Here is a 13,167-nt window from a genome sequence, read left to right as displayed (position 1 = left end):
ATGTCGAACGGTTGTGGCAGGCGCTTCATGAGACAATAACCCGAAATCACCAGTGCAGTTCAATGTGGCAACTGTTGAAAAAGGTCCATCACTTTATGAATACCGTCAGCCCATTCCCCGGGGGAAAACATGGGCTGGCTAAAGTGTAGCGGTATTAGGATCAGTTATTTAGACTGGACCTCTGTTTATCAAGCGGAAGCATGCCATGTCTCGCGTTTACGACACCTTTGAAACACTGCGTCAAAAAAAGGCCGTGCTGCGGGAATCGGTGATGCTTAATTCGGGCATCCGACTGGCCGCCTGGCACAACAAACAAGACCGCGTTACCGTTAACAGCAATCATCATACGCTCAGCCTGTATATTGCTAATGGTTATGAGAGTTACCACAAAACGGCAAACGGATGGCGCAACGGCGGCGGACCGAATAAATTTTGCCTGATGCCGCAGCACAGTGAATCGACCTGGGATGTACGCAGCGATCTCTCCTTCGTGCATCTCTACTGCACAGATGAGCACCTGCGAGAGGTCGGTGAAAAGATTTGGGATCGCAGCCCGGCCTCGTTATCCCTCGATGAAAAGATTTTTGCCAGTGATGACACGATTACGGCGTTGTATCGCCAGTTTTTACTTAGCTGCGACTGGCAGCAGCCAGCCAATCAGCTGATGCTGAGCACCGCCAGCACGTTGTTGTTAACCCATCTGATTCAACACTATTCGTGTGTCCAGTGGCGGCTTCCCTCTGTCACGGGCGGACTTGCTCCCTATGTGTTGCGCAATACCCTGGCGTTTATTGATGCGCACCTGGCTCTGCCCCTTACTCTGAACGTTCTCGCCAGCCAGGCCAGTCTGAGTGAATATCATTTTGCCCGGATGTTTCGTCAGTCACTCGGCGTTGCACCTCACCAGTACGTGATGAAGCGCCGGATGGAAAACGCGCGTCAGATGATCGTATCGACATCATTGTCGTTAACCGAGATTGCACTGGAGAATGGTTTTAACTCACTGAGCCATTTCAGTAACCGGTTTAAGCAGGTGACCGGATCGACGCCGTCGCAGTTACGCATGGCCAGCGGCCCTGAATTGTTGTGAATCGTCTCAGTCATGGACGAAGCACCCCGCGAGTTAACCTAAACCAATCCTCACACATTGGCGGTTCGTGCTTTGACGCATTGTGTAACCTGATTACACTACGTGCAGATTCATTCGGACGCCCTGTGACGGGATAACCTTCTTTTTACCCTCCGGTGAGTAAAACGCTTTCGTGATGGTTTTGCTCGCCCTGGGGCGACAGCAGGCTTCCCGTCGCGATGACTGGCCTTTTGTCCGGTTAATCATGAATCAGACCATAAGGACCACCGTCATGTTTATGTTCAAAAATGCGCTATTCCCGCCTCCCGGATGGACGGCATCCTTGCTGTAAGGCATCCGTAAAGCGTTTTTAAACGCGGAACGGCAATGCGGCACCCCTGCCTTGCACAACGGAACCACACCACTGACGTACTGGCAGACCTCACGCTGTTCCTGTGACGCGCTAACCCCTTTTTGAGTGAGGCGGCTTTACGCCTTTACCGGAAACCGGTGAGCCCCTGCTCTGCCTGAAGCTACGAAACAGACCTGTCCTGCCCCGATTTGTTGCTTTCTGCACAGTAGGGTCAGGCGCTCATCATTAACCAGGGAGGAATACTATGAATCGTTCATCCGAAACCGCGATAACCCTGATCTTTCTTTTTGTCGGCTTTATCGTGATGTCGGCAGGTATTTGGCAAATACTGACGCAGTGAGGGAAGGCAATGCGCAAGTTCACGCTTAACCAGATTTTTATTCAGGTTGTTGCCATAGCGGCCATCCTCATCCTGCTGACGATCGTGATTCGTTAACCACTCAGGACCAGACATTACCTGCGTCTGGTCCGTCAGATACCGGACCCGGTGGGCGCAGCGTAATGCCCACGATGGCGCCTGAGAATCCATTAAATTTTCTGGTCAAACATCCACTTTCGCGGAACACACGTAACCACCCCCCATAAAACCTTCGCTTTCATAACCTTGCTCAACACCGCGCTATGCCTTATACGCTACCGTCTGCTGGCAAAGGCTGAACGCCCCTGCAACCTTTTAAAAACCCTTAACAATTCATACTTTCTTTCAACGTCTCAGGGAATAATTATGAATGTATGCCACACTTTTTTTATTGGGGGACTGGCCGTAATCATGACGATGAGTAACGCGATGGCAACGAAAAATACTGAACTGACCGGATACCGTGAAGGCGCAAAGGTGATTGAAGTCCACCCTGTGCGCAACCAGATTGATGCGATCACTGGCGTGGTTTATTCGCAGATTACAACGCTACGATCGGTCAGACCGCTTCACATGTCATTACTGGTGCCCCGCACCGATGCAGTCAAACCCGCAATTGTTTATTTTCCGGGCGGGGGGTTTACCAGTGCCGACCATGAGAAATTTATTCAGATGCGCATGGCGCTGGCAGAAGCCGGTTTTGTTGTGGCCGCAGCTGAATATCGTGTTGTACCGGATACCTTCCCTGCGCCGGTTGTTGACGGGAAAGCGGCCGTACGCTATCTGAGACAGCACGCAGAAACGTACGGTATCGATCCTCATCGTATTGGTGTTTTAGGCGATTCGGCAGGAGGCTGGCTGGCACAAATGCTGGGCATGACAAATGGTCAGACCGCTTTCGATCAGGGTGATTTCACAGAAACATTATCTGACGTCCTCCAGGCCGCCGCCACGATTTACGGTATTTCAGATTTACGCAATATTGGTGAAGGCTTCTCTGAAGAGAATCAACAGGTCCATGCCTCACCGGCCGTCACTGAAGCCCTTTTGATTCATGGACCGGCCTTCCACGATTTTGCAGGCGCGTCTGTCATGGATGATCCTGATAAAGCCCGTCAGGCAAGTCCCATGGGCCATCTTGCGAACCCCAAACCGCCTTTCCTGATTATGCACGGTGACAAAGATTCACTCGTTTCACCGCATCAAAGTGCGCAACTCTTTGATGCGCTGAAAAAGGCAGGTGATAAGGTTGAGTACGTCGTGGTGAAAGGTGCAGAACATGGTGATGAGGTCTGGTATCAACCTGACGTCATCCGCCTGGTTGTGAACTGGTTTTCAGAGGTGCTGCACCCTGATACACGAACAGGCAGCAAGAGCACAGCCAATTTAAACGACAATTTGTAATGCACCAGGCAAACCACTTTATGTGGTTTGCCTGGTCATCAGTCTGCTGACACGTCAGCCATCAGGTCAGCGACAGTCTGTTTTGCCCCTTTGTCCAGTAGATGGAGATAGGACTTAACCACCTGCTGCACAAAACAGGGATTATCGGGCAGCGTGTGGCCGAATATAGCTTCCAGTCCTAACAGCGCTTTTACCCTCGCCTCCCCTTCTATGCTGCCGTCAACGGCGGTTCGTATAGACGCCAATAAAGGATCGCAGACCTCAATCTCTTTTCCCTGGTCATCCTTACCGCTGACATAGCGCATCCATGCGGCAATACCTAATCCAAGCAGATCAAAACGGCTGCCGCGCTTGAGGTGCCAGCAAACGGAATGTAACCAACGTTGCGGTAACTTCTGGCTGCCATCCATCGCAATTTGCCAGGTACGATGCTGTAGCGCGGGATTTTCATAGCGTGCAATCAGCCGATCGGCATAATCGATCAAATCAACGTTCTTAACGGTTAGCGTCGGTGCCTGTTCTGTCAACATTAAGCGTCGTGCGGCAAGGCGAAAGTGTGGGTCCTGCATACAGTCATAAATATGCTCATAACCCGCAAGGTTGCCCAGATAAGCCAGAAATGAATGGCTGCCGTTCAACATACGCAGTTTCATCTCTTCGTAAGGCAGCACGTCTTTGACTAACTCTGCACCGGCTTTTTCCCATGCCGGCCGCCCTGCGACGAAATTATCCTCAATCACCCACTGGCGAAAGGGCTCACAGGCTACCGCGACGGGATCGGCCACCTGAATAAGCGCCGCGATCGCGTCAAGACTCTGCGGATTCATCGCCGGTACGATACGGTCCACCATGGTTGAAGGGAACGTCACCTGCTGTTCAATCCAGTCTGCCAGGTCGTTGTCACGTTGTCGGGCAAAAGCACGCACGACCTGACCGATCACTTTTCCGTTTTCTGGAATATTGTCGCAGGACAACACAGTAAACGCAGGCAGACCAGCAGCCTTGCGACGCGCCAGTGCTTCAACGATGATCCCTGGCGCAGAAAGCGGCTGGTGAGGCTGAGCCAGATCAGCGACAATCTGAGGATGGTCGCGCATCAGCTCGCCCGTTGCCGGTGAATGACAATAGCCTTTCTCGGTAATCGTTAAGGAAACGATGGCAATTTCGGGCTGACACAGGGCGTGAAGTACGGCTTCGGTTCCATCGACCTGAGCGTGAAGCGCCTGCTTCACCACACCAATTACGCGCCCTTCCCAGCCATGAGCCGACATTTCTGCCACGCTGTACAATAATCCCTGACGTTTCAGATCGGCAATCTGTTGTTCCCCGCCGATGAGATTAACTTCGACGTAGCCCCAGTCGCTGTTATGTTCTGCTGCAAGAACATCGGCATAGACCGCCTGATGAGCCCGATGAAAAGCACCGAATCCAAGATGGACAATACGCGGGACGAGCTTATTCCTGTTCCATTTTGGAACCGTCGCCTTCGCATTCAGTAGGGTAGTTTGCATTTCTTTCTCACCTTATTTTTTATTAGCTGCGTGGACACTGACGTTAAATAACGGCAGCACCTGGAGATCGCCTTGATGTTTTCCTGTGCGGCGCCGTTTGGATCAAGCGCCTGAGAACACCACGGCAAAAGGAAAGTTTTTAAAACAGAATTGGTGCGGGAAGCCTATCGTCAGCGGCAGAATTGTTCCACTACCATACCAGTTATAATTAAAAAATGTGATGAATAGCAATTCTGTCTTTTGGCAAAATTGTATTAATTAACAAAGAAAATAAAAATCATAACTTCTTTATAACTATAAATATTACTGGCACTACAGAAGAATTAACCTTCAAACAGGCTGATGCGTATTAGCACGCTGTTTTGCGATGCGGGTGAATAACCAAAATTTAAAAAAATCCGAAAGAATGCTTTTAAAAAGGGCCGACCTCATCAGGCGTCATGTATAAAAAGACTTAATCGCACCAATGGGTTTAAGAGCACTCGGGTTTGAGGATGAGTTATTTCGCTACGGACAAAACGGAAATCAGGCAGAAACTCAACGCCGTATTTGACTGGCGGGACATTAACGCTGAACGCTTTTTATTCCCCCATCTGGCGTCATTCGACGTGTACGTGGTAAGGCTGTCAGTTATGCCTCTGTGGAGCCGGAGCATTTAAACCAGTCCGATACGGTGCTGTATTGATATTGCATCCGCATGCGATGACAGACACCCGTTTCCCGACGCGTCGCTGTATTAAGGTTATATCGGTTCAGGTGCCTGTTTTATCGCGAAGGTTTGCACAGCCGCCCAGAAGCCGTATGCAGGGCAACGCAATCATGTCACCCTGAGCCTCCCTTCCCGGACAACACTATGCTTGCGTAATTTGCAGCGCCATATCAATCGAGATAGCCATACTTTCGGGATTCGCTTTACCGGTCCAGGCAATGTTAAAGGCCGTGCCATGATCGGCTGAGGTGCGCAGGAACGGTAAGCCTGCGGTAATGTTTACGCCGTCGTAGAAGCCCAACAACTTGAGCGGAATATGGCCTTGATCATGATACATAGCCACAACGATGTCATACATGCCCTCATTGCATTGCATAAATACGGTGTCCGGCGGGCACGGGCCATAGACGTTTATGCCCTGCGCCTTCATCGCGTCAATCGCCGGTGTCAGCACGCGAATTTCCTCATCTCCGAACAACCCATTTTCACCCGCGTGTGGGTTAACGCCCGCAACCGCAATACGCGGCTGGCTATAACCGACCCGGCGCAAAAACGTATCGGCAATTCTGATTACCGTTTCAACGCGCGCCTGGCTGAGCGTATCCAGGAATGTCCGCAGAGAAATATGCGTGCTGACATGGATCACTTTGAGTTTATCGGTGTAGAGCACCATCGAATAATCTTTGGTGTCAGTTAATTTTGCCAGTAATTCCGTATGGCCTGGATAATGATGGCCGGCCATATGCAGCGCTTCTTTATTCAGCGGAGCCGTCGCAATCGCTTTCACATCACCGCGCATCGCCATTTCTGTTGCACGTTTGATGCATCGATAAGCCACATCGCCCGCTTCAGGCTGCACAACCCCACACTGTAGTGCCTCCGGATGTGCCACTTTCTCATCGATAATATGAATAACGCCGGGCATAAAGGTGGCTTCGGACACGTTATTAATGACGTTTAATTCCGCCTGCGGCGTTATGTTCATTGCCAGTATGCGGCGGAACGTTTGTACACAACCGATAACCACGACGGGCGAACCCGCTAACGCGCCCTCGGTTAAGGCCTTAATAATAATTTCAGGACCGATCCCAGCCGGGTCGCCCATCGTAATCGCCACAACATTCGTCACTTATTTTCTCCTCAACGACGCTCAAAATTTTTAAAGGGGGAGATTCATTACCCAAACACCGGCTTTCGTTAATCCCGCCTGACGTCAGTCACAACCGGATGCATGCCCACCAGGAACATACTCCGCCGCCCTTCTGTGCCGCGTTGCGTCCGGGCCGAGACGGTTGCAGCAGCCCATTTAGCCATCCCTGACGCCTTGTCGCTAAAATCAGCCCAGCGTGCAAACCCGCATTGCCGTCGTTGAGCGTTTTCACTCATCCGGTCAACGGTCAGAGATATGGCCCTCTTGTTTTGTCGCCCCATGTCGTCAAAAGCGCCTGAAGATCAGAGCCACAACGCACCTCATCAGTTTTTACCCCTCACCTGGATGATTATATTCAATCACATTCGATTATATGTGAGCAAGATCAATTTAATAAAGCGCCATTTTATTTATAAATTTAGCCAGTGAGTGAGCGAAGTTAAGCGGAATGAAGAATTTCAGTCATTTATGGGGAGACAGACGTGGCATTAATTAACAGCACAATATTGAGCGGTTCCGACGCGATAAAGGCACTGACGCCGGTTGTCGCGGACAAACAACACCTGCTGGTTTTGACAGACAAGAACATTGTAAATTTGCCCGCGACCACGCAAATCATGACATTGCTCAGTCAGGATGGCCGTCACGTTAAACTGATCGATGATGTTCCGGCAGAACCCACGCATACCGATGTTGAAGCAGTGCTGTCGCGTACAGCAGGTAAAACGTTTGATTTAGTGGTGGGCATTGGCGGTGGAAGCGTACTGGATGTGGCGAAGCTGCTTTCTGTGTTATGTCACGTTGCGTCACCCTCCCTTAAGGCGCTGCTTGATGGCGTGAAAATTACAGCCCGTTTACCCTCACTGCTTATTCCCTCGACGGCGGGAACGGGTTCGGAAGCAACGCCCAATGCTATTCTGGCTATCCCTGAAAAAAACACCAAATCAGGCATCATTTCCCCTGTGATGCTGCCGGACTATGTCGCATTAATTCCAGAACTGACCACCAGCATGCCTGCGCATATCGCCTCATCAACGGGCATTGATGCACTGTGCCATTTACTGGAATGTTATACCGCCACCATTTCGAACCCTGTGGGTGACAACGTTGCGCTGATGGGCCTGCATAAGCTGTTCCGGAATCTGGAAACATCCGTCACTGAACCGCATAACCTGAACGCGAAGCTGGAAATGCTATGGGCTTCTTATTATGGCGGCGCGGCAATCGCGCACGCCGGCACCCATCTTGTTCATGCGCTTTCGTATCCTCTGGGAGGCACTTATCACCTGCCTCACGGCGTCGCCAATGCCATTCTGCTGGCACCCTGTATGAAAGTGGTGCGCCCGTTTGCCATCGACAAATTTGCCACTGTCTGGGACCTGATTCCGGGCGCCGATATCACATTGACCCCGGAAGAAAAATCGCACGCGCTGGTCGACTATCTCGCCAAATTAGTTAAACGGCTCAATCTGCCGGATAACCTGGAAACATTAGGCGTGCCGTCAGGTGATATTGATGCGCTGAGCGAATCTGCACTCAATGTGAAGCGTTTAATGAACAATTCACCCTGCGCTGTAAATCATCAGGATGTGGCTGATATTTACCGGACCCTGTTCCCTAAAATTTAACCGCCGAAAGGAGTGGGTAAAGATGAAAAAAATAGAAGGTGTACTTACAGCGATTGTGACGCCTTTTACTCAGGAAGGTGATCTTTATCTTGATGAACTGAAACGCCAGGTTACCCGGCAACTCAATGCCGGTAACGGTATTTTTTGCGGCGGCACAAATGGTGAGTTCTTTGTTCTCAACGAAAAAGAAAAGCTTACTGTTACAGAAACCTGTGTTAACGAAGTGTCGGGGCGGGCAAAGGTTGTTGCCCATATTGGTGAGATATCGACCCGGGACACCCTTCGCCTGGGTAAACAAATTGAAAAGCTGGGCGTGGATGCGGTTTCAGTAATCACGCCCTATTTTGTGCCGTTAAATCAACGCGAACTGATTAACCATTACACGGCAATTGCGGATGGCCTTTCCGTACCGGTTTTTCTGTACAACATTCCGGCCAGAACAGGCAATACGATTGAACCAGAAACCGCCCGCACCCTTGCTGCCCATCCCAATATCATTGGTGTAAAAGACAGTGCCGGAAGTTATGAAAGCCTGCGCGACTATCTGGACGCGGTAAAAGAATGCGATAACTTTGACGTGCTTAACGGCCCCGATTCACTTATCCATCAAGGCTTTGTTGAAGGGTGCTCTGCCTGTATATCAGGCCTGGCTAACGTTGCACCGCACCAGATAAATGCGATCTGGTCACGCTTTCATGCCGGCGATATTGACGGATCACGTCAGGCGCAGGAACAGGTCACAGGGTTACGCACCGATCTTTATAAGGTCGCCTTTTCACCTGCAGCAGTAAAAAAAGCGCTACAAATTTTAGGCCATAACGTGGGCGAGAGCCGTTATGCCATTCATTTTGACGCTGCGCAGAAAGAGGAAATTCGCAGAATCATTAACCTGTACCTGAAATGATAATAAGAATCTATAAATTTTAAATACCGGGAGCATAAAGTGCTCCCCGAATTTATCTTGCTCTATCTGAGGCTATAATGAAAACATTCAACGCTCAGGACACCCTGATAATTATCGGCATTGTATTGGCATATATTCTTTTTACCACCTGGCTGACATTCCGGTTACGTAGTAAAAACTCGGGCGATTTTATGGAAGGCTCAAGAGCCATGCCAGCCTTTATTGTAGGCATTCTGCTGATGTCAGAATATATCGGTGCAAAATCGACTATCGGCACGGCTCAGGCCGCCTTTGAAGGTGGGATTGCCGCGTCCTGGTCAGTCATTGGCGCCGCTATTGGCTTTCCCCTTTTTGGCATGATTCTGGTAAAACGCATTTATAATACGGGTAAAATTACCATCTCGGGTGCGATTGCTGAAAAGTACGGTAACAGCACCAAAAATATTATTTCACTGATCATGATTTATGCCCTGCTTTTGGTCAATGTGGGAAATTATGTCAGTGGTGCGGCGGCAATCGCCACTGTATTACACGTGACATTGCCGGTTGCCGCTTTTATTACGGCTGTAGTCAGTACGTTCTATTTTGCCTTCGGCGGTTTAAAAGGAATCGCCTGGGTCACCATGCTACACAGCGCGCTGAAATATTTTGGTATCCTGGCTATTCTTTGGTTTGCATTGTCACAAACGGGCGGCCTCAAGCCTATGATCAATGAAATGCCCGCTTATTACTGGACCTGGGACGGTAATATCGGCGCGTCAACCATTGTCGCCTGGCTTATCGGGACGATTGGCTCGATCTTCTGCACCCAGTTTGTCATTCAGGCTATCTCGTCGACCAGAAGTGTGAAGTCGGCGCAGCGCTCGACCTGGATTGCCTTTCTGTTCTGTATGCCGATTGCGTTGGCGATTGCCGTTATCGGTGTGGCAGCCAAATATCTCCACCCCAATATTGACAGCCTGTATGCATTGCCGGTGTTTCTGCAGGATATGAATCCCTGGCTGGCTGGTCTGGTAACGACCTCACTGGTTGCCTCTATATTTGTCAGCGTCAGTACCGTTGCCCTGGCTATCGCGTCGCTGGTGGTGAAGGATTTCTATGTGCCTTATTTCAAACCCACGACAGAGCAGGAATTTAAAACCACGCGCTGGTTGTCGCTGCTGATTGGCTTTCTGCCGCTGATCTTTGTCCTGTTTGTCCCTGAAGTTCTGAAACTGTCCTTTTTTACCCGAGCGATTCGCCTGTCTATTACCGTTGTCGCGGTCATTGCCTTCTATGCCCCGTTCTACAGAAGTACTCGCGGTGCCAATGCCGGCCTGATTGGTGCGTGTGTCGTGACCTCAGTCTGGTATCTGGCAGGCGATCCGTTCGGTATTAATAACATGTATATCGCGCTACTGACGCCCGCATTGATCATGGCGATTGACCATATGATCCCCAGCAAAGCCAGAACCGCAGCGGCTGAACACGCCAGAGCTGCCGCAGGAAAAGGAGAATAAAATGACTGTAACCGTAACGCGCGATGGCATCCTGACGCCATGGGAAAAAGATGACCGCGTACTGACCGCAATGCTGCCTTCGTCATGCCCACAGAACCACGCCGCCAATATTTTACCGCTGCACGATGGTTCCCTGCTCTGCGTCTGGTTTGGCGGCACACAGGAAGGCATAGCCGATATCTCTGTCTGGTGCTCGCGCTTACCTGCAGGCAGCCATATCTGGAGTGAGGCGGTAAAACTGTCTGACGATCCAACCCGTTCTGAGCAGAATCCCGTTCTGTTCCTCGCGCCCGACAACGTGCTGTGGCTGTTGTGGACCGCACAGCTGTCCGGTAATCAGGATACGGCGATTGTCCGCTACCGCCAGTCTGGCGATCTGGGTAAAACCTGGGGGCCCATTGACACGTTACTGGATAAACCTGGCACCTTTATTCGTCAGCCCATCACCGTGCTGGAAAACGGCAACTGGTTACTCCCGGTGTTTTACTGCCGCACACAGCCGGGTGAAAAGTGGGTGGGTAACGACGATATCAGTGCGGTGAAGATTTCATCCGACCAGGGTCAAAGCTGGCGGGATGTGGTTGTGCCGGAAAGCCTGGGGTGCGTGCATATGAATATCACTGCCCTGCAGGATGGTTCGCTGGTTGCCCTTTACCGCAGCCGTTGGGCAGACAATATCTATCTCAGCCGCTCCACCGATGGTGGTGAGAGCTGGTCAGCGCCTGAAGCCACGGTGTTACCTAACAACAATTCGTCAATTCAGGTGACGACGCTGCAAAGTGGCGAACTGGCGCTGGTGTTTAATAGCATGAGTGCAGCCGGGGCAACGGAACGTCGCGCGTCACTCTATGATGAGATCGATGACGGTGACGGCAGAAAGGAGCCAGAAGCAACCGGACGAAGCGCTTTCTGGGGGGCACCACGCGCCCCAATGACTGTCGCAATTTCCGCCGATGGCGGCAAAACCTGGCCGTGGCAGAAAAACCTGGATGAAGGTGACGGTTACTGTATGACAAACAATTCTCAGGAAAAACTGAACCGTGAGTTTTCCTACCCGAGCATTAAACAGGATGCACAGGGTACCTTACATATCGCGTATACCTATTTCCGCCAGGCGATTAAATATGCGCGCGTCACACCCGACTGGGTGAAGGAGTAAGCAGATGATTATCGGCAATCTGAACGCCCTGCCGCTGGCAGGGTTACCCGAATCCTTACTGGCTCTGCTCCGGTTACCCGACTGTTCTCTTGAAGCACTGGCCGCAAGGGATATCGGTAGATGGCAGCCGGAAAATGCAGCGTGGTTTTGCACGATCCAACAGGCCACCACCCAGGACGCCACGCTGCGTCATACGGAATACCACCATCTTTGGACTGACATTCAGGTGATGCTGGAGGGTGAAGAGGTCATTTATGCTGGCGCCCAGTCCATTGCCAAGGCCGGAGATGAAGAGCGCAAACCCGATTTGTATATCGCGCAGCCAGAACCATTACCGGTTAGCATCACTTTGCGTAAGGGAGACTTTGCGGTCTTTTTGCCCGGTGAACCCCATCAGGCCCTGTGTGCCGCAGGCGCGCCAGTAGCCGTTCGTAAAGCCGTCTTTAAGGTACCGAAATCGATGTCAGGAGGTTGAGATGCGTCACGCTATCGTTACAGGCTACAGTTCTGGCATCGGCAAAGCGATTACTCAGGATTTATTGCAAAAGGGCTGGAAAGTTACGGGGCTGAGCCGGACGCAGGGCGAGGCAGCCTTACCCAACCTCAACGGCATCGCCGTTGATCTCACTGATGCCGATCAACTCAGGTCGGCAATCAGCGGGCTTGAAACGCCGGATGCGCTGATTCACGCCGCAGGAATGATCGTCGCCGCCCCGCTGGGCGAACTGGACGGAGCGGCCAGCAAACGCTTGTGGTCGTTGCACGTTCACGCAGCCGAAGTGCTGATCAATCACTTTGCGCCAACGCTTAAGCCAGGCAGCAGGATCGTCGTTATCGGCAGTCGTACCTCGCGCGGTGCCGCCAATCGCTCGCAGTATGCGGCAACCAAAGCGGCGCTGGTTGGCATGGTCCGCTCATGGGGAATGGAACTGGCTCCTCGGCAGATTACGGTGAATGTTGTCGCTCCCGGCGCAACCGAAACGCCGATGCTGACCAAACCTGAACGGGCCTCATCCGCCCCCATCCTGCCGCCAATGGGACGCCTGATTCAGCCAGAAGAAGTGGCTTCACTGGTGAGTTATTTACTCAGTGAACGCGCTGCTCCCATCACAGGTCAGGAGCTGGTGATATGTGGAGGCGCTTCACTTAAAGCCTGATTCGCCGCGTGGTTAAACCCGCGTTTACCGGCTGGTTTAACCACGGCTGTCGCGCTTATTCCGGTGAAATGACGTGAGCCCTTCCCCTTTTTTATTCACATTACGTCACGGGCTTTGCCCCTGACGAATCCCCACAAAAATGAGACAGACATAGCAAGATGTGATCTACTGATTCTTCCACAAATTCAATGGGATCACCGCTATGCCTGCCCGTAAAGTATGTCAGAATTTTTTTCAGGATGCTCT

General features: G+C 51.4%; 11 protein-coding genes and 1 pseudogene. 10 read left to right on the top strand and 2 right to left on the bottom strand.

Annotation, left to right across the window (positions count from 1 at the left end; genetic code table 11):
- The 4 genes and pseudogenes from F7Q90_RS22280 to F7Q90_RS22265 form a co-directional block, all read left to right on the top strand.
- Positions 1-149 (top strand): annotated as a pseudogene (locus F7Q90_RS22280) (IS630 family transposase); the annotation flags it as partial.
- Between the two features lie 56 nt (positions 150-205).
- The gene (locus F7Q90_RS22275) at positions 206-1,090 is read left to right on the top strand and encodes a helix-turn-helix transcriptional regulator (protein ID WP_006121960.1); all 885 of its coding nucleotides are present in this window, start codon (positions 206-208) and stop codon (positions 1,088-1,090) included.
- A 596-nt stretch (positions 1,091-1,686) separates the two neighbouring features.
- Positions 1,687-1,782: a protein MgtR gene (gene mgtR / locus F7Q90_RS27980; protein ID WP_110268492.1), complete on the top strand. Its 96-nt coding sequence runs from the start codon at positions 1,687-1,689 to the stop codon at positions 1,780-1,782.
- Between the two features lie 384 nt (positions 1,783-2,166).
- Positions 2,167-3,204, top strand: coding sequence for an alpha/beta hydrolase (locus F7Q90_RS22265; RefSeq protein WP_006121962.1), 1,038 nt, complete (start codon positions 2,167-2,169; stop codon positions 3,202-3,204).
- Between the two features lie 38 nt (positions 3,205-3,242).
- On the opposite strand, the gene F7Q90_RS22260 is transcribed toward F7Q90_RS22265, so the two are convergent.
- Together F7Q90_RS22260 and F7Q90_RS22255 are read right to left on the bottom strand one after the other, a co-directional pair.
- A complete protein-coding gene (locus F7Q90_RS22260; protein ID WP_006121963.1) occupies positions 3,243-4,715 on the bottom strand; it encodes a mannitol dehydrogenase family protein in 1,473 nt (490 codons plus the stop codon).
- Between the two features lie 851 nt (positions 4,716-5,566).
- Positions 5,567-6,553 carry a D-threonate 4-phosphate dehydrogenase gene (locus F7Q90_RS22255; RefSeq protein ID WP_006121964.1) on the bottom strand — a complete coding sequence of 329 codons (987 nt, stop codon included), beginning with the start codon at positions 6,551-6,553 and terminating at the stop codon, positions 5,567-5,569.
- A 503-nt stretch (positions 6,554-7,056) separates the two neighbouring features.
- Here F7Q90_RS22255 and F7Q90_RS22250 point away from each other — a divergent pair.
- The 6 genes from F7Q90_RS22250 (at position 7,057) to F7Q90_RS22225 (ending at position 12,921) form a co-directional block, all read left to right on the top strand.
- Complete coding sequence (locus tag F7Q90_RS22250; protein WP_006121965.1) at positions 7,057-8,202, top strand: iron-containing alcohol dehydrogenase; 1,146 nt, start codon at positions 7,057-7,059, stop codon at positions 8,200-8,202.
- Between the two features lie 22 nt (positions 8,203-8,224).
- Positions 8,225-9,106, top strand: a complete 882-nt coding sequence (locus F7Q90_RS22245) for a dihydrodipicolinate synthase family protein (RefSeq protein ID WP_006121966.1) — start codon at positions 8,225-8,227, stop codon at positions 9,104-9,106.
- Positions 9,107-9,183: 77 nt separating this feature from the next.
- Positions 9,184-10,605, top strand: coding sequence for a sodium:solute symporter family protein (locus tag F7Q90_RS22240; RefSeq protein WP_006121967.1), 1,422 nt, complete (start codon positions 9,184-9,186; stop codon positions 10,603-10,605).
- Position 10,606: 1 nt separating this feature from the next.
- A complete protein-coding gene (locus F7Q90_RS22235) occupies positions 10,607-11,764 on the top strand; it encodes a sialidase family protein (protein ID WP_006121968.1) in 1,158 nt (385 codons plus the stop codon).
- 4 nt (positions 11,765-11,768) lie between these two features.
- Entirely contained in the window at positions 11,769-12,239 is a 471-nt protein-coding gene (locus F7Q90_RS22230; protein ID WP_006121969.1) for a YhcH/YjgK/YiaL family protein, read from the top strand.
- A gap of 1 nt (position 12,240) precedes the next feature.
- Positions 12,241-12,921, top strand: a complete 681-nt coding sequence (locus F7Q90_RS22225; protein ID WP_006121971.1) for an SDR family NAD(P)-dependent oxidoreductase — start codon at positions 12,241-12,243, stop codon at positions 12,919-12,921.
- The last annotated feature ends 246 nt before the right edge of the window (positions 12,922-13,167 follow it).

The sequence above is a fragment of the Pantoea stewartii subsp. stewartii genome (genome assembly GCF_008801695.1).
Lineage (GTDB): Bacteria > Pseudomonadota > Gammaproteobacteria > Enterobacterales > Enterobacteriaceae > Pantoea > Pantoea stewartii.
The sequence above is the reverse complement of the archived record's forward strand: the minus strand, read 5'-3'. Positions and strand labels throughout refer to the sequence as shown.

Excerpts from the sequence above, each read along its gene's own strand:
- F7Q90_RS22275 (WP_006121960.1), top strand. The coding sequence starts at position 206 with ATGTCTCGCGTTTACGACACCTTTGAAACACTGCGTCAAAAAAAGGCC.
- mgtR (WP_110268492.1), top strand. The coding sequence starts at position 1,687 with ATGAATCGTTCATCCGAAACCGCGATAACCCTGATCTTTCTTTTTGTC.
- F7Q90_RS22265 (WP_006121962.1), top strand. The coding sequence starts at position 2,167 with ATGAATGTATGCCACACTTTTTTTATTGGGGGACTGGCCGTAATCATG.
- F7Q90_RS22260 (WP_006121963.1), bottom strand. The coding sequence starts at position 4,715 with ATGCAAACTACCCTACTGAATGCGAAGGCGACGGTTCCAAAATGGAAC.
- F7Q90_RS22245 (WP_006121966.1), top strand. The coding sequence starts at position 8,225 with ATGAAAAAAATAGAAGGTGTACTTACAGCGATTGTGACGCCTTTTACT.
- F7Q90_RS22240 (WP_006121967.1), top strand. The coding sequence starts at position 9,184 with ATGAAAACATTCAACGCTCAGGACACCCTGATAATTATCGGCATTGTA.
- F7Q90_RS22235 (WP_006121968.1), top strand. The coding sequence starts at position 10,607 with ATGACTGTAACCGTAACGCGCGATGGCATCCTGACGCCATGGGAAAAA.
- F7Q90_RS22230 (WP_006121969.1), top strand. The coding sequence starts at position 11,769 with ATGATTATCGGCAATCTGAACGCCCTGCCGCTGGCAGGGTTACCCGAA.
- F7Q90_RS22225 (WP_006121971.1), top strand. The coding sequence starts at position 12,241 with ATGCGTCACGCTATCGTTACAGGCTACAGTTCTGGCATCGGCAAAGCG.